Origin of the sequence: Pseudomonas sp. C9-3 (assembly GCF_032392015.1) — a bacterium.
Taxonomy (GTDB): Bacteria; Pseudomonadota; Gammaproteobacteria; order Pseudomonadales; family Pseudomonadaceae; genus Pseudomonas; species Pseudomonas nitroreducens.
Window position 1 is genome coordinate 5,152,852 of sequence record NZ_CP135919.1, and the last position, 16,063, is coordinate 5,168,914.

13 protein-coding genes and 1 riboswitch are annotated in these 16,063 nt (G+C 65.9%); of the genes, 8 read left to right on the forward strand and 5 right to left on the reverse strand.

Features of this window, described 5'->3' with window-relative positions; genetic code table 11:
• Nucleotides 1–116 precede the first annotated feature (116 nt).
• On the reverse strand, nt 117–1,997 hold the full coding sequence (thiC, locus tag RS899_RS23700; protein ID WP_233297370.1) for a phosphomethylpyrimidine synthase ThiC: 1,881 nt from the start codon (nt 1,995–1,997) through the stop codon (nt 117–119).
• 112 nt (nt 1,998–2,109) lie between these two features.
• A riboswitch (TPP riboswitch) is annotated at nt 2,110–2,217 on the reverse strand.
• A gap of 174 nt (nt 2,218–2,391) precedes the next feature.
• Here thiC and RS899_RS23705 point away from each other — a divergent pair.
• Nucleotides 2,392–3,846, forward strand: coding sequence for a TolC family outer membrane protein (locus RS899_RS23705; protein WP_054906328.1), 1,455 nt, complete (start codon nt 2,392–2,394; stop codon nt 3,844–3,846).
• A gap of 138 nt (nt 3,847–3,984) precedes the next feature.
• On the opposite strand, the gene RS899_RS23710 is transcribed toward RS899_RS23705, so the two are convergent.
• Both RS899_RS23710 and RS899_RS23715 read right to left on the reverse strand, forming a co-directional pair.
• Nucleotides 3,985–4,773 carry a class II aldolase/adducin family protein gene (locus RS899_RS23710; RefSeq protein WP_054906327.1) on the reverse strand — a complete coding sequence of 263 codons (789 nt, stop codon included), beginning with the start codon at nt 4,771–4,773 and terminating at the stop codon, nt 3,985–3,987.
• Between the two features lie 66 nt (nt 4,774–4,839).
• Entirely contained in the window at nt 4,840–5,913 is a 1,074-nt protein-coding gene (locus RS899_RS23715) for an ABC transporter substrate-binding protein (RefSeq protein ID WP_054906326.1), read from the reverse strand.
• Nucleotides 5,914–6,247: 334 nt separating this feature from the next.
• On the opposite strand from RS899_RS23715, the gene RS899_RS23720 reads away from it, so the two are divergent.
• The 3 genes from RS899_RS23720 (at nt 6,248) to RS899_RS23730 (ending at nt 9,493) form a co-directional block, all read left to right on the forward strand.
• Nucleotides 6,248–6,598 (forward strand): cupin domain-containing protein, encoded by a 351-nt coding sequence (locus tag RS899_RS23720; RefSeq protein ID WP_054906325.1) that lies wholly within the window; start codon nt 6,248–6,250, stop codon nt 6,596–6,598.
• Between the two features lie 164 nt (nt 6,599–6,762).
• Nucleotides 6,763–8,712, forward strand: coding sequence for an FAD-dependent oxidoreductase (locus tag RS899_RS23725; RefSeq protein WP_054906324.1), 1,950 nt, complete (start codon nt 6,763–6,765; stop codon nt 8,710–8,712).
• Nucleotides 8,713–8,899: 187 nt separating this feature from the next.
• Nucleotides 8,900–9,493: a helix-turn-helix domain-containing protein gene (locus tag RS899_RS23730; RefSeq protein ID WP_024764293.1), complete on the forward strand. Its 594-nt coding sequence runs from the start codon at nt 8,900–8,902 to the stop codon at nt 9,491–9,493.
• A 259-nt stretch (nt 9,494–9,752) separates the two neighbouring features.
• Here the strand turns inward: RS899_RS23730 and waaA are convergent, their stop codons facing one another.
• Complete coding sequence (gene waaA, locus RS899_RS23735; RefSeq protein WP_315810470.1) at nt 9,753–11,024, reverse strand: lipid IV(A) 3-deoxy-D-manno-octulosonic acid transferase; 1,272 nt, start codon at nt 11,022–11,024, stop codon at nt 9,753–9,755.
• 154 nt (nt 11,025–11,178) lie between these two features.
• A complete protein-coding gene (locus RS899_RS23740) occupies nt 11,179–12,063 on the reverse strand; it encodes a LysR family transcriptional regulator (protein ID WP_054906323.1) in 885 nt (294 codons plus the stop codon).
• 141 nt (nt 12,064–12,204) lie between these two features.
• Here RS899_RS23740 and RS899_RS23745 point away from each other — a divergent pair, with 141 nt between their 5' ends.
• The 4 genes from RS899_RS23745 to RS899_RS23760 all read left to right on the forward strand — a co-directional run bounded on the left by RS899_RS23745 (nt 12,205) and on the right by RS899_RS23760 (nt 15,944).
• On the forward strand, nt 12,205–12,537 hold the full coding sequence (locus RS899_RS23745) for a DMT family transporter (protein ID WP_054906322.1): 333 nt from the start codon (nt 12,205–12,207) through the stop codon (nt 12,535–12,537).
• A 163-nt stretch (nt 12,538–12,700) separates the two neighbouring features.
• The gene (locus tag RS899_RS23750) at nt 12,701–13,876 is read left to right on the forward strand and encodes an NAD(P)/FAD-dependent oxidoreductase (RefSeq protein ID WP_054906321.1); all 1,176 of its coding nucleotides are present in this window, start codon (nt 12,701–12,703) and stop codon (nt 13,874–13,876) included.
• The gene (locus tag RS899_RS23755; RefSeq protein ID WP_315808210.1) at nt 13,873–14,676 is read left to right on the forward strand and encodes an aldo/keto reductase; all 804 of its coding nucleotides are present in this window, start codon (nt 13,873–13,875) and stop codon (nt 14,674–14,676) included. The genes RS899_RS23750 and RS899_RS23755 overlap by 4 nt, the downstream gene beginning before the upstream one ends.
• A 356-nt stretch (nt 14,677–15,032) precedes the next feature.
• A complete protein-coding gene (locus tag RS899_RS23760) occupies nt 15,033–15,944 on the forward strand; it encodes a hypothetical protein (RefSeq protein WP_054906319.1) in 912 nt (303 codons plus the stop codon).
• Nucleotides 15,945–16,063 lie beyond the last annotated feature (119 nt).

Sequence of the window (16,063 nt, forward strand, 5' to 3'; positions counted from 1 at the left end):
GTTGGATTAGGTTTTGTTGTTTTTTGTAGGAGCGAGCTTGCTCGCGAACCGCCCAGTTGCGGAGTCGCCGGCAAAGGTTCGCGAGCAAACTCGCTCCTACAGGTATTGCACAGGCATCACACCTGCTTGTAGATCACCGAGCCTTCGTCCTTGAAGCGCGCGGCCTGCTGCTGGAAGCCGGCCTCGATGGCTTTCTGCTCATCGGTCAGGCCGTTTTCCTTGGCGTAGTCGCGGACTTCCTGGGTGATCTTCATGGAGCAGAACTTCGGCCCGCACATGGAACAGAAGTGCGCGACCTTGGCCGAGTCCTTGGGCAGGGTCTCGTCGTGGAAGGCGCGGGCGGTGTCCGGGTCGAGGCCGAGGTTGAACTGGTCTTCCCAGCGGAACTCGAAGCGCGCCTTGGACAGGGCGTTGTCACGGATCTGTGCGCCCGGATGGCCCTTGGCGAGGTCGGCGGCGTGCGCGGCGATCTTGTAGGTGATGATGCCGGTCTTCACGTCATCCTTGTTCGGCAGGCCCAGGTGTTCCTTGGGCGTGACGTAGCAGAGCATGGCGCAGCCGAACCAGCCGATCATCGCCGCGCCGATGCCGGAAGTGATGTGATCGTAGCCCGGCGCGATGTCGGTGGTCAGCGGGCCGAGGGTGTAGAACGGCGCCTCGTCGCAGCACTCCAGCTGCTTGTCCATGTTTTCCTTGATCAGGTGCATCGGCACGTGGCCGGGGCCCTCGATCAGCACCTGGACGTCGTGCTTCCAGGCGATGCGGGTCAACTCGCCGAGGGTTTCCAGCTCGCCGAACTGCGCGGCGTCGTTGGCGTCGGCGATCGAACCCGGACGCAGGCCATCGCCCAGCGAGAAGCTGACGTCATAGGCCTTCATGATTTCGCAGATTTCCTCGAAGTGGGTGTAGAGGAAATTCTCCTGGTGATGGGCCAGGCACCACTTGGCCATGATCGAGCCGCCACGGGAGACGATGCCGGTGACCCGCTTGGCGGTCAGCGGCACATAGCGCAGCAGCACGCCGGCGTGGATGGTGAAGTAGTCCACGCCCTGCTCGGCCTGTTCGATCAGGGTGTCGCGGAAGATTTCCCAGGTCAGGTCCTCGGCGATGCCGTTGACCTTCTCCAGCGCCTGGTAGATCGGCACGGTGCCGATCGGTACGGGGCTGTTGCGCAGGATCCACTCGCGGGTCTCGTGGATGTGCTTGCCGGTGGACAGGTCCATCACCGTATCGGCGCCCCAGCGAATGCCCCAGGTGAGCTTTTCCACTTCTTCCTCGATGGAGGAACCCAGCGCGCTGTTGCCGATGTTGCCGTTGACCTTCACCAGGAAGTTGCGGCCGATGATCATCGGTTCCAGTTCGGTGTGGTTGATGTTCGCCGGGATGATCGCGCGGCCACGGGCCACTTCGTCGCGGACGAACTCGGGGGTGATCTCCTGCGGAATGCTCGCGCCGAAGCTCTGGCCCGGATGCTGTGCGTCCAGCAGGCCGGCGGCGCGGGCCTCCTGCAGCTTCATGTTCTCGCGGATGGCGATGTATTCCATTTCCGGCGTGATGATGCCCTGGCGTGCGTAGTGCATCTGCGTGACGTTCCCGCCTGCCTTGGCGCGGCGCGGGGTGCGGACGTGAGCAAAGCGCAGGGCGTCGAGGCTGGCATCGGCCAGGCGCGACTGGCCGAACTCGGACGTCAGGCCGGGGAGGATTTCGGTGTCGCCGCGCTCGTCGATCCAGGCCGAACGCACGTCCGGCAGGCCCTTGCGCAGGTCGATACGGACATCCGGGTCGGTGTAGGGGCCGGAGGTGTCGTAGACCATCACCGGAGCGTTCTTCTCGCCACCGAAGGCGGTCGGGGTGTCGGCGAGGGAGATTTCCCGCACAGGGACGCGGATGTCCGGGCGCGAGCCGGTCAGATAGACCTTTTTCGAATTCGGAAACGGCTGGGTCGACTGGCGATCAAGCTGTTCAAGGCGGGTGACGTTGTTCTTCTGGGTGCTCATCCTGGCTCTCCTTGGGTTGATTGCCGGGGAGAACCTGGAACGAGAGGAGCTGCTTGCTGCAGCGAAGGGACGCATCCCGTGAAGGGCTGGGGCCGGGGCGGAATACGCCGCGGGATGCGGTCTTCTTGTTCCCTACGCGGGTGCTAACCCGATCAGGTTCAACGGGATCCGGAACTATCCGATCTCAGCCCCTCGCAATGGGGCACCCCGACAAGAACGCCCGCAGTCTAATCAAGTGCACAGCGATTAGCCAATCGCCGTCTGACAGAATTCCTTGCGACCTCCTACAGGCAGCTACACTCCAGCCTCGGAAGGCTCGTACGAACGTGCCTTGACCGCCACCGGCGGCGACCGTAGCCTTGCCCCACCTCGCATCACTTTCCAGGATGAACGAATGCTGCGCAGACTCTCTCTGGCTGTCGCTGTTGCCGCTACGACAGGCTTTGCCTGGGCTGCCCAGCCCGCTCCGGCCGCTACTCCGCTGCCCACCAAGACGGACCTGATCAGCGTCTACAAGGACGCTGTCGACAATAACGCCGACCTCGCCGCCGCCCAGGCTGACTACCTGGCGCGCAAGGAAGCCGTGCCCCAGGCACGCTCCGGCCTGCTGCCGCAGATCAACGCAGGCGCCAGCACCGGGTCGACCCGCACCTCGCTGGACACCCCCAGCGCCACGCTGAACCGCAATACGCAGCTGGTGCAGGCAAGCCTGAGCCAACCGCTGTTCCGTGCGGACCGCTGGTTCCAGCTCAAGGCCGCGGAAAACACCACCGAACAGGCCCAGCTGGAATTCTCTGCAACACAGCAACAGCTGATCCTGCAGACCGCCCAGACGTACTTCGGCGTGCTCCGCGCCCAGGACAACCTGGCCGCCAGCAAGGCCGAGGAATCGGCGTTCAAGCGCCAGCTCGACCAGTCCAACGAGCGCTTCGACGTCGGCCTGTCCGACAAGACCGACGTACTCGAGTCCCAGGCCAGCTACGACACCGCGCGGGCCAACCGCCTGGTGGCCGAGCAGCAGGTGGATGACGCCTTCCAGGCCCTGGTGACCCTGACCAACCGCGAGTACAGCGCCATCGAGGGCATCCTCCACTCGCTGCCGGTGGTGGCGCCAATCCCCAACGACGCCAAGGCCTGGGTGGATACCTCGGTGCAGCAGAACCTGCGCCTGCAGGCCAGCAACTACGCAGTCGACGCCGCCGAAGAGACCCTGCGCCAGCGCAAGGCCGGCCACCTGCCGACCGTCGACGCCGTGGCCCAGTACCAGAAGGGCGACAACGATGCCCTGGGCTTTGCCAACTCCGGCGTACCGGGCGAGCCGCACTATGGCAAGTACGTCGACCAGAGCAGCATCGGCCTGCAACTGAACGTACCGATCTACAGCGGCGGCCTGACCAGTTCCCAGGTCCGCGAGGCTTACCAGCGCCTGAACCAGAGCGAGCAACTGCGCGAAAGCCAGCGCCGCCAGGTGGTACAGGACGCGCGCAACCAGCACCGCGCGGTCAACACAGACGTCGAGACCGTGAAGGCCCGGCGCCAGGCGATCATCTCCAACCAGAGCTCGCTGGAAGCCACCGAGATCGGCTACCAGGTCGGTACCCGCAACATCGTCGACGTACTGGACGCCCAGCGTTCGCTGTACAACTCGGTTCGCGACTACAACAACAGCCGCTACGACTACATCCTCGACAACCTGAGCCTCAAGCAGACCGCCGGCACCCTCGCGCCGAGCGATCTGGAAGCGCTGGGCAGCTACCTGAAGCCGGACTACAACCCGGACAAGGACTTCCTCCCGCCAGACCTGGCCAAGGCCGCCGAGGCGCAGCTCAAGGCCGGTTCGAAGTACTGATCCCGCCCCATGAAAAAGCCCCGCGATGCGGGGCTTTTTCTATGGCCGATCGTCACGCCGATAGCTCAGCGTAAAGCGAACCCGGTCGCGGACTCTGTCCGCGATTGCTCAATGCCAACGCAGGAACTTCACCCTTCCTCAATCCCGATAGCCGGGCGAGACGCGATCCAGCATGCGCAGCAGCGCCGACCAGGCCAGGTCGTAACCATCCGGATCGCTCAGTTCGCCTTCGGCCAGAGGTCGCGCCGGGGCGTTGAACTGTTGCTCGGTGTGACGACACACCTCCTCCGGCGGAATCACCAGCTCGCCGCCCGCCTGGGCCGCCAACTGGATGTCGCAGGCCTTCTCCAGGTAGTACATGCGCAGGAACGCCTGCTGCACGGTCTGGCCGACCGTCAGCAGCCCATGGTTGCGCAGCATCAGGCCCAGGTGATCACCCAGGTCGGCGACCAGGCGCTGTTGCTCGTCCATGGACAGGGCGATCCCTTCGTAATCGTGGTAGCCCAGCCGGCCGTAGAACTCCATCGACATCTGGTTCAGCGGCAGCAACCCGCAAGCCTGAGCCGCCACCGCGCAGCCGGCGCGGGTGTGGGTGTGCAGCACGCACTGCGCGTCCTCGCGGGCACCGTGGATGGCACTGTGGATGACGAAGCCGGCCGGGTTGACCTTGTACGGCGACGGCTCCACGGCATGACCGGACAGGTCGATCTTCACCAGGCTCGAGGCGATGATCTCGTCGAACATCAGGCCGTAGGGATTGATCAGGAAATGGTGTTCGGGACCGGGAATCCGCACCGAGATATGCGTGAAGATCAGGTCGGACATGCGGTAGTACGCGATCAGGCGGTAGCAGGCCGCCAGTTCCTCGCGCAGCTTCCATTCCTCGGGTGAACAGGTGGCGCGGCTGGGCGCCTGCAGCGACGTCATGGTGCACTTCTCCTCAAGGCAAGAAGACGCCGGGGCAGAGGCCCCGGCATCACGGTCACGTTCTGGTTATTGCGCGGCCCAGGCGTTGAAGCGCTCTTCCAGCTCCTCGCCATGGTCGACCCAGAACTCATCGTCCATCGCCAGGCCCTGGGGCAGGTTCTGCGTCGAGGTCGGCACCCAGCCGGCGAGGTCGGACGGCAGGCGTTCAGCGGCCTGCTTGTTGGTCGGACCATACGCAATGTGCTTCACGTAGTCGACTTGCGCATCGGGCTGGTTGGCGAAGGCGATGAAGCGCTTCGCCGCGTCGACGTGCTGCGATCCCTTGATGATCGCCCAGTAGTCCATGCCATACAGGCTGCCCGGCCAGACCAGCTGCAGGTTGCGCCCGCCCTTGAAGGCATCGGCGATGCGCCCGGTGTAGGTGGTGGTCATCACCACGTCACCGGCGGCCAGCCACTGCGCGGGCTGCGCGCCGGCTTCCCACCACTGCACATAGGGCTTGATCTGGTTGAGCTTGGCAAAGGCGCGGTCGACGCCGGCCTTGGTACCCAGCTCCTTGTAGACGTCCGCCGGCTTCACACCGTCGGCCATCAGGGCGAACTCCAGGTTGTAGATGGCGCGCTTGCGCAGGCCACGCTTGCCGGGGAATTTCTTCACATCCCAGAAATCGGCCCAGGACTGCGGTGCCGGCTTGAGCTTGTCCGCGTCGTAGGCGATGGCCACGCCCCAAACCAGCGCAGCCGAACCGCAATCCTTGGCGGCGTTGGGAATCAGCTGGTCCTTGCCGCCGATCTGCTGCCAGTCCAGCGGCACGAACAGGCCCTCGTCGCAACCACGCGCAAGGTCTGGCCCTTCGATCTGCACCACGTCCCAGTCGGCGTGGCCGGTATCGGCCATCACCTTGATGCGCGCCATCTCGCCGTTGTATTCGGTCTGGGTCACACCAACCCCGGACTGCTTGCTGAACGGCTGGAAGAAGGCCGCTTCCTGGGCCTTCTGACCCGCGCCGCCATAACCGACCACCACCATGTTCTCGGCGGCCTGGGCGACGCCGCAGCACAGCCCGAGGGCTAGCAGCAGTGGCGCGGCGGCGGTCTTGAGGAAGAAGCGTTTGTGGAAAGTGTTTTGACGCAAAGTCATCGGGCATACCCCCAGTCGTAGGTGGCAGCGGGCGCAGCCGGAATGGCTGCACACACGCAGGACGGGCGCGCCGGAACCACGGAGCAAGAAAGACAGGGCAGAGATGAATCGATTGCCAGCGGGTGGACCCGCCGTGCGAGGGGGGACCGTACGGGACGGTTCATGCGCCTCTCCTCTTGTAGTTGTTGTGGAGCACGTCGCGGTTGCCCCGGAAAACTCCGGGTGCGGCATCGAAACTACCCAGTCACTTTTAAAAAAACAAGTTGATTTTTTACTGGCGGTAAATTTCCATAGAAAGAACTTAAACAACACTTTCCACCCAGGAGAAGCCGCCGTGCCCCAGGTTCGCCACTTCCAGCAATCCGCCCTGCAGTTCCAGTCCTACGGCGGACAAGACATCGAACGCGCCGCCATCTGCCGCCTGATCGGCCCGGCGGACAGCGAGACCATGGGCGCGGGCCTGGCGCGCTTCGACGGCGTCTCCATCGAGTGGACAGTGCTCTACGACGAACTGATCGTGGTGCTGGAAGGCAACTTCCGCCTGCGCCTGGCCGACCAGGTGATCGAGGCCAAGCCGGGCGATGTGATCTGGGTGCCGGAGCGCACGCCGCTGGCCTACGAAGGCGAAAAAGCCTGCGTCTTCTACGCCCTCTACCCGGTGGACTGGCAGGCGCGCAACGCCTAGCTGATCGACCGGCTGCGCGTCGGCGCAACTGCGTTGGAAACCGGCTCGGCATGCTCATTTACTGGAGTAAACTCCGCTGCCTCTCCGGTTTCCGCCTTGTTGCGCTCTAGCTCGCGCGGTCGATGTTTAGTGCTGTATTTACAACAAGAATCCGGAGTTGCCCGATGAGCCAGTTTCCCCACCTGTTCAGCCCGCTGCAGATCCGCGGCAAGGCGCTGAAGAACCGCATCATGTCCACCGGGCACGACACCTCGATGCCCACCGACAACCTGGTCAACGACCAGCTGGTGGCCTATCACACCGCCCGCGCCAAGGGCGGCGTCGGCCTGATCGTGCTGCAGGTCGCCGGCGTGCACGACAGCGCCCGCTACACCTCCCACGTGCTGATGGCCACCGATGACGAGTGCATCCCCGGCTACCGGCGCATTGCCGAGGCGTGCCACGCCGAGGGCACGGTGGTGCTGTCCCAGGTGTTCCACCCGGGCCGCGAAATCATGGAATCCAGTGACGGCCTGCTGGCCGTGGCCTACGCGCCGTCCGCCTCGCCCAACGAACGCTTCCGCGTGATGCCCCGCGAGCTGAGCCAGGCGATGATCGACGAGATCATCGCAGGCTACGCTGCCGCCGCACGGCGCCTGCACACTGCCGGCATCGACGGCGTGGAAGTGGTGGCCAGCCACGGCTACCTGCCGGCGCAGTTCCTCAACCCACGGGTGAACCGCCGCAGCGACGGCTACAACGGCGATCTCGACGCCCGCCTGCGCTTCACCCGCGAAGTGATCGCCGCCATCCGCGCCGCCACCGACGAGGACTTCATCATCGGCCTGCGCATCTCCGCCGACGAACGCGATCCCGAAGGCCTCACCGAAGACGAATCGCTGCAGGGCGTCAAAGGGCTGCAGAAAGACCTGGACTACGTGCACATCGTCGCCGGCACATCCGCCTCCCTGGGCGGCGCCATCCACATCGTGCCGCCGATGGCCATCGAAGCGGCCTACCTGGCCAACGAAGCCGGTACCTTCAAGCGCAATCTGGACATCCCGCTGTTCGTCACCGGGCGCATCAACCAGCCGCAGGAAGCCGAGCTGATCGTCGCCCGTGGCCAGGCCGACGTCTGCGGCATGACCCGCGCGCTGATCTGCGACCCGCAGATGCCGAGCAAGACCGAAAGCGGCCACGTCGAGGACGTGCGCGCCTGCATCGCCTGCAACCAGGCGTGCATCGGCCACTTCCACCGCGGCTACCCGATCTCCTGCATCCAGCATCCGGAAACCGGCCGCGAACTGATCTACGCCGAACGCAAACCGGCCGCCCAGCGCAAGCGCGTACTGGTGGTCGGTGGCGGGCCGGCCGGCATGAAGGCCGCCGCTGTCGCTGCCCAGCGTGGCCATGACGTCACCCTTTGCGAAGCCACCGCTCAGTTGGGCGGCCAGGTCAACCTCGCCCAACTCCTGCCGCGCCGCGCGGAGTTCGGCGGTGCCTCCACCAACCTGCAACGCGAGATGCAGCTGGCTGGCGTCGAAGTGCGCCGCAACACCCGCGTCGACCGCGCGCTGGTAGAAGCGGAGCGCCCCGATGTAGTGATCGTCGCCACCGGCGCCAAACCCTATCGCCCCCCTTACGAAGAAGCGGGCGAGCTGCAGGTGGTGGACGCCTGGCAGGTGCTGCGCGGCGAAGTGAAGCTCGGCCGCTCCGTTCTGGTCACTGACTGGCGCGCCGACTGGATCGCCCCCGGCATCGCCGAGCGCCTGGTACGCGACGGCCACCAGGTGCAACTCGCCGTGAACGGCACCCACGCCGGCGAAAGCCTGCCCCTCTATGTGCGCGATCACCTGGCTGGCGAGCTGCACCGCCTGGGCATCAGCATCACCACCTACGCCCGCCTGTACGGCGTGGACGACAGCACCGTCTACTTGCAGCACACCGCCAGCGGCGAGCCGATGCTGGTGGAAAACATCGATACCCTGGTGCTCTGCCAGGGCCACCAACCGGTGGACGAACTGGCCGACGAGATCGCCGACCTCGCCGAGGTCCGCCGTATCGGCGACTGCCTGGCGCCGCGCACGGCAGAGGAAGCAATCTACGAAGGGCTGAAGGCGGGCTGGGCGATCTGAGCCCCGGCACGGCAACTTCCTGTAGGAGCGAGCTTGCTCGCGAACCGCCCAGCGCCGAACTCGCCGGGAGCCTCGTTCGCGAGCAAGAACTGGGCGTCCCCCTCGCTCCTACGAAGAGCAAACGGGCCACAGCCCCGGCGCATTGTTTAGAATGCCCCACGACGACATTCGCCAGGACTCTCGCCGCATGAGCCGCAAAGCCCCGCAGGAAGCACCCGCCAACGCCGAAGCGCAGTTCCTCGGCACCCGCATCCGCGGCCTGCGCAAGCGGCGCGGCATGACCCTGGCGGCGCTGGCCGAGCAGAGCGGGCTCACCGCCGGCTACATCAGCCAGCTGGAGCGCAACCTGGCGTATCCGTCGATTCCGGCGCTGTTCAATATCGCCCGCAGCCTGGGCGTGACCATCCAGTGGTTCTTCGCCAGCGAAGTGCAGGTCGATCCGGCCGACGCCGGTTACGTGGTGCGGCGCAACGCCCGTACCAGCGTGCATTACGAGGATGGCATCGTCGACGAACTGCTCAGCCCGCAACCCAGCCGCCAGCTGGAAATCCTCCACTCGAAGTTCCCGCCCGGCACCTACAGCCAGCAAAGCTACAGCCATGAGGGCGAGGAAGCCGGCTACCTGCTCAGTGGCACGTTCGAGCTATGGGTGGGCGAGCGCTATTTCCTGCTCAATGAGGGAGACAGCTTCAGCTACTCCAGCCAGGAGCCGCACCGCTATGGCAATCCGGGTGACGTGGACGCGGTGGTGCTGTGGGTGATTACGCCGCCGACTTTCTGAAGTCTCGGGGCTTTTCGTAGGAGCGAGCTTGCTCGCGAACCTGCCTGATACCGTTGCTGCCGAAAGAGCGTTCGCGAGCAAGCTCGCTCCTACAGTCGAGGCAGCGGGAAGTTCTGGGTGAACGTTTTGTCAGGCTCCGTTTGCCGGCTTTCAAGAACGGTAACATCCGGCTGACTCGGCGCTTGGCCCTACACCGAACGGCCCCCTCTTCCCCTGGAAAAGGGCTAGGGTGAGGAAAATCCGTCGCACCGAAGCCCGATCAACCCTTGATCAGTCGGCCCAGCCCCTCCAGCAACCGCTCCAAAGCGCCCTGATTGGCCTTCATCACCCCCAACCCAGCCTCGGCCATGCGCCCGGCGCTGGCCGGCTCATCCCACAACGCCGCCACGCCCACCGCCAACGACGGCGCATCGGCCACTTCGCGCAGCGCGCCGACCTCGCGCAGTTGCGCAGCGATTTCCAGGAAGTTGAACAGGTGCGGGCCGGACAGCACCGGCTTGCCCAGCGCCGCCGGCTCCAGCAGGTTGTGGCCGCCATTGGGCACCAGGCTGCCACCGACGAAGGCGACATCCGCCAGCGCATAGAGGAACAGCAGTTCGCCCATGGTGTCGCCGAGCAGGACCTGGGTGTCCGCCGTGACCCGTTCGCCGGTGGAGCGGCGCTGGGTACGGAAGCCTTCACGCTGGCACAGTTCGAACATCGGGCCGAAGCGCTCCGGGTGACGTGGCACCAGAAGCAGCAAGGCGTCCGGATGTTTTTCCAGCAGTTGGCGGTGCGCCGCCAGGACGATTTCATCTTCGCCGGCATGGGTACTGGCAGCGATCCAGATCGGCCGCTGCCGTGCTTGCCATTGGTTGCGCAGGTCAGCGGCGCGGGCCAGCAGTTCGGGGTCGATGGTCAGGTCGAACTTGATCGAACCGGTGACGCTCACACACTCCGGGCGCGCGCCGAGCTGGCGGAAGCGCTCGGCCTCGGCCTCGGTCTGCACGGCGATCCAGCTCATTTCCTCCAGCATCGGCCGGGTCAACCCGGCGAAACGCGCGTAGCCGCGCGCCGAACGCTCGGACAGGCGCGCGTTGGCCAGCGTCACTGGAATGCCGCGCTTGGCGCACTGGTGGATGTGGTTGGGCCACAGCTCGGTTTCCATGATCACGCCCAGCACCGGGCGGACGCGGTCGAGGAAGCGCGCCGCTGCCCAGGGCAAGTCGTACGGCAGGTAGCAGTGCTGCACCTGGTCACCGAACAGCGCGCGGATGCGCTCGGAGCCGGTGGGCGTCATACAGGTGACGGTGATCGGCAGGCCGGGGTGACGCTGCATCAGCGCGCGGATCATCGGCGCGGCGGCGATGCTCTCACCCACCGATACCGCATGCACCCAGATGCCGCTGGGCTTGAGCGCCGGCAGGCCGAGGGCGAAGCGCTCGCCGATGCGCTGGGCGTAGGCCGGCGCCTTGCGCGAACGCAGGAACAGGCGCAGCGCGACCAGCGGCAGGCCCAGGTGGAACAGCAGGGTATAGAGGGTCCGGTTCATGGCGGCGGAGAGTAGCAAATTCGCGCGCTTGGCGGCCGCACAATCCTGCATGGTGCACTGTTCCTGGTAGGAGCGAGCTTGCTCGCGAAGCGCTTGACGTTGGAGCGGCCAGGAAATCCTGTTCGCGAGCAAGCTCGCTCCTACGAAGAGCAGGTCACACCGGCGCGGCGAGATGCTCCGCAAAGCACTCGCCCAGCCAGTTCGCCGCCGGCCCCAGCGGCTCGTCGCGGCGCCAGACCAGTTCCACCACCAGCGGCGGCGGCGTCCAGTCGCTGGCGAGTTCGACCAGCAACGGCTGGTAGGCCGGGTACTGCGCCACGTGAGTCGGCAACCAGGCCCAGCCGAGGTCGCGCATCAGCAGTTCGGCCATGGCGTAGAAGCTGTCGGCGCGCCAGACCAGCGGGCTGATCTGCTCGCCGCCGGGGTAATGGCTGTCCTGCGGGGCCATCAACAACTGGCGATGCCGCGCCAGCTCGCGGCGGTCGGCATAGTCGAGCTTCGCCAGCTCATGCCCGGCGCCGCACACGGTGACCATCTCGATGGTGCCCAGGCGCTGCCGCTCGAGCTCCTCCGGCATGCCCTCGTGATGGAACAGCAGGCCCAGGTCCGCACGGCGCTCCAGCAGCTTGCGCGCCACGTCGCCCTGGGCGCTGCTGGAAAGCTGTACCTCCACGCTGGGGAATTCCTGCGCCAGCGCTTCCAGCCCCGAAAGCACCGGCTGATAGGGCATCGCCTCGTCCTGCGCCAGGCGCAACAGTGGCTCGGTGCCGCAAACCAGCGAGCGCGCACGGCTCTCCAGGCGCTCGCACTGGCGCAACACCTCCCGTGCCTCGTCCAGCAGCGCGCGCCCTTCGGCGGTCAGCACTGGCTGGCGGCCGCTGCTGCGTTCGAAGAGGGTCACGCCCAGGTCGCTTTCCAGCAGGGCGATGGACGAACTCACCGCCGACTGCACGCGCTGCAACTGGCGCGCCGCTGCCGAAAAGGAAGACTGATCGGCGACGCTGACGAAGAGCCGCAACTGGTCCAGGTTCCACTGCATCGCCACCTCTCCAACCTATCTCGTATACAGATAGGTAATGACTTTATCCCATCGCCGGGAAGACTAGAATGCCCGGCAGAATCGAACGTCAGCAGCGTGTCGCTCATACCGAGCGGCGTGTCGTTCCGGGGAGCACCCACCATGCCCGGCTATCTCTACCTCGCCATCGCCATCGTCGCCGAAGTCGTTGCCACCGCTTCGTTGAAGTCGGTCAAAGGCCTTTCCACGCCCCTGCCGCTGATCCTGGTCATCGTCGGCTACGCCATTTCCTTCTGGATGCTCACCCTGGTGGTGCGCAGCATTCCCGTGGGCATTGCCTACGCCATCTGGGCCGGCCTCGGCATCGTGCTGGTCAGCATCGCGGCGCTGTTCCTCTACCAGCAGAAACTCGACACTGCCGCCGTGCTGGGGATGTGCATGATCGTCAGCGGCGTGGTGGTCATCCAGTTGTTCTCCCGCACCGCGGGTCACTGACGCACTCATCAGCCACCTGTAGGAGCGAGCTTGCTCGCGAACGCCTTCCTCAAGCTGGTTCGCGAGCAAGCTCGCTCCTACAAGTCAGCCTGAGGCGACGGACGTTTGCCGCTGCTCCCAAGGGTTATACTGCGCGCTTCGTTTTTCCCTTCGAGGCGCTTTCATGTCCGAATCCCTGAGCACCGACATCCTCATCGTCGGCGGCGGCATCGCCGGTCTCTGGCTCAACGCCCGCCTGCGTCGCGCCGGCTTCTCTACCGTACTGGTAGAGAACTCCGCGCTGGGCGGCGTGCAGAGCATGCGCTCGCAGGGGATCATCCATGGCGGCACCAAGTACGCGCTGCACGGCGCGCTGACCGGTGCCTCCGAAGCCATCGCCGACATGCCCGCGTTGTGGCGCGACTGCCTGGCCGGCACTGGCGAAGTGGACCTGCGCGGCGTGCGCGTGCTCTCTGACGCCCACTACCTGTGGTCCCCGGGCGGCCTCGCCGGCAACCTCACCAGCTTCTTCGCCAGCAAGGCAGTGCGCAGCCGTGTCGCCCAGGTGAAGGGCGCCGACCTGCCGCCAGCCCTGCAGGACAAGGCCTTCAAGGGCAAGGCCTATCGCCTCACCGAACTGGTGCTGGACGTGCCCAGCCTGGTTGCGCGCCTCGCCGAACTGGCCGGTGACGGCCTGCTGGCCGGCGAACGCATCGAAGCACTGCGCGAAGGCGACAAGCTGGTCGGCCTGCGCGTGGACGGCCGCGAGATCCGCGCCCAGCGCGTGGTGCTCAGCGCCGGCGCCGGCAACGAGGCGCTGCTGCGCGAACTGGGCCTGGAGCGCCCGGAAATGCAGCGCCGCCCGCTGCACATGGTGCTGGTCACCGCGCCGACCCTGAAGCCGCTCTACGCCCACTGCCTCGGCGGCGGGCCGAAGCCGCGCGTCACCGTCACCACCCACCCGCTGAGCAATGGCGACTGGGTCTGGTACCTGGGCGGCGACATCGCTGAAGCCGGCGGCGTGGCGCGCAACGAGGCCGAGCAGATCGCCGAGGCGCAGCGCGAACTGCACAAGCTGGTGCCCTGGATCGACCTCTCCGCCGCGCGCTGGGCCACCCTGCGTGTGGACCGCGCCGAACCCTCGCAGAACAACCTGCTGCGCCCGGACAGCGCCTTCCTCGCCGAGAACGGCGCGCTGCTGGTCGGGTGGCCGACCAAGCTGGCCCTCGCGCCAAACTTCGCCGATCGCGTGCTGGAATCCCTGGAGAAGGGCGGCGTCCGTCCGCAAGCCAGCGCCGCCCTGCCCGACCTGCCGCGCCCGGCCATGGCCCGCCCGGTCTGGGAGGAGCTGTTCGGATGAAGACCCTGCATCACCTGCACCGCCCGTTGGGCAGCACCGGCCTGAATATCTCGCCGCTGGGCCTGGGCACTGTGAAACTGGGCCGCGACCAGGGCGTGAAGTACCCCTCCGGCTTCCGTATTCCCAATGACCGCGAGGCCGCCGACTTGATCGCCCTGGCCCGCGACCTGGGGATCAACCTGATCGACACTGCGCCAGCCTACGGCCGCAGCGAGGAGCGCCTCGGCCCGTTGCTGCGCGGCCAGCGTGACCAGTGGGTGATCGTCAGCAAGACCGGCGAAGAGTTCGTCGGCGGCCAGTCGCAGTTCGACTTCAGCGCTGCTCACACGCGCCGCTCGGTCGAGCGCAGCCTCCAGCGCCTGGAGACCGACTACATCGACCTGGTGCTGGTGCATTCCGACGGCAACGACCTGGATATCCTGCGCGGCACCGAGGTCTACGCAACCCTGGAGCGCCTGAAGGACGAAGGGCTGATCCGCGGCTTCGGCTTCTCCGGCAAGACCGCCGACGGCGGCCTCTTGGCCCTGGAGCGCGGCGACTGCGCCATGGTCACCTACAACCTCAACGAACAGGCAGAAAAGCCGGTGATCGACCATGCCCTGGCCCAGGGTCGCGGCATCCTGATCAAGAAGGCCCTGGCCAGCGGCCACGCCACACTGGCGCCAGGAGTGGACCCGGTGCGCGCCAGCTTCGAGCTGGTGCTGGGCCATCCAGGCGTCACCAGCGCCATCGTCGGCACCATCAACCCGTTGCACTTGAGCCACAACGTGAGCATCGCCGCCGAGGTCCTCGACCGCTGATCGGCAGACGCCGTTCGGTCATGTGGATTGCGTATTCCTGTGCCATGCTCCAACTCCCCCGGCAAAAACCGTGGGCACAGAAACTGTCGCCAGCCGGCGATTCCCCTGTAAAAATCTCGGAATCGCCAAGCCTTTCAGGGAAAAATCCGGAAATCCTTTTGATTTTCGATGACACCAGGATCGGTGTCAGGCTGTCTAGGTTGTAGCGACCCCGTAAAGAACGATCGGCCGGACCGTCCCAGAACAGACGGTCAGCGTTCGCGTCGGCGTCGTCTGCTAGCTGCCACTAGAAGAAGACGCGCCAGCGCAACCCGGTGCCCTGTACGACCAGGCCCTGCAAGAAAAAGGAAGCCCACATGCCCCGTACGCTCGCCCGCAAGGACCCGACCGCCTTCAAGACCCTGCCGCTGCTGGTCGAAGCCAGCGCGGAAGGGCTCGCCTACCAGACCCTCGGCAAGCCCCTGAACTTCGCCCAGGTCCTGGAGAAACGCCGCCCCATCGAGATCAACGAGACCGAACGCTTTACCACCGAACTGGCCAATCTCGGCGTCTCGGTGCGCCTGACCCTGAATTACCAGGGCCGCGACCACTGGATCCTGGTGCGCCAGCGCCGCCTGGATCGTGGCGACACCGTGCTCAAGCTGATTTCCGGCTACGTGCCGGCCCATGAACTGAACCTGCCGCTGCTCACGGCAATTCAGGAAGTGGCCGAGGAATGCCTGGTGGAAACCGCCGACGGCTGGCTCGGCGGGCGCTTCGGCGATACCTGGCTGCCGACGCCCTACGAGGGCATCCTGCGCTACCGCGAAACCAGCCACTTCTCGCTCACCCCGCTGTCCGGCGCCTCGCGTCCGGTACAGGCCGGCGCGCTGCGCCTGCTGGAGCGCCCGCAAGCCTACGTGCACCTGCCGACGGCCTCTCTGCAACTGGTCTACGACCTGCGCATGGAGCTGCCCAAGGACGCCCGCGAGGTCAGCCTGTTCCATGTCGATGAGAAACTCGAAAGCGGCCCGCTGGTGGCACGCCTGGACCGCCGTCGTCCGGACCTCTACCTGTTGCCGCTGGAACACGGCCAACCCACTGGCGAACTCTTCACCCTGAGCAAGGGCGAACTGTGCAAGGCGAGTACCCGCGGCCTCTGGCTATCGGAAAGCTTCGCCGAACAGGAAGGCTGGCTGGTGCGCGAAGAGCGCATCCGTTTCCGCGAATGGATGGAGCAGTGGCCGCCCGCCGCCGGCAATGCCGGTAGCGGGCGACGCACGGCCTGAGGCCGTAACCTGATTCGCCCTGCCTGACGGTAGGGCGACGTCTGTAGGAGCGAGCTTGCTCGCGAACCATGTCAGGCGGGTACGCCGGCGTTGAGCAGTTCGCGAGCAATAACTGGGCG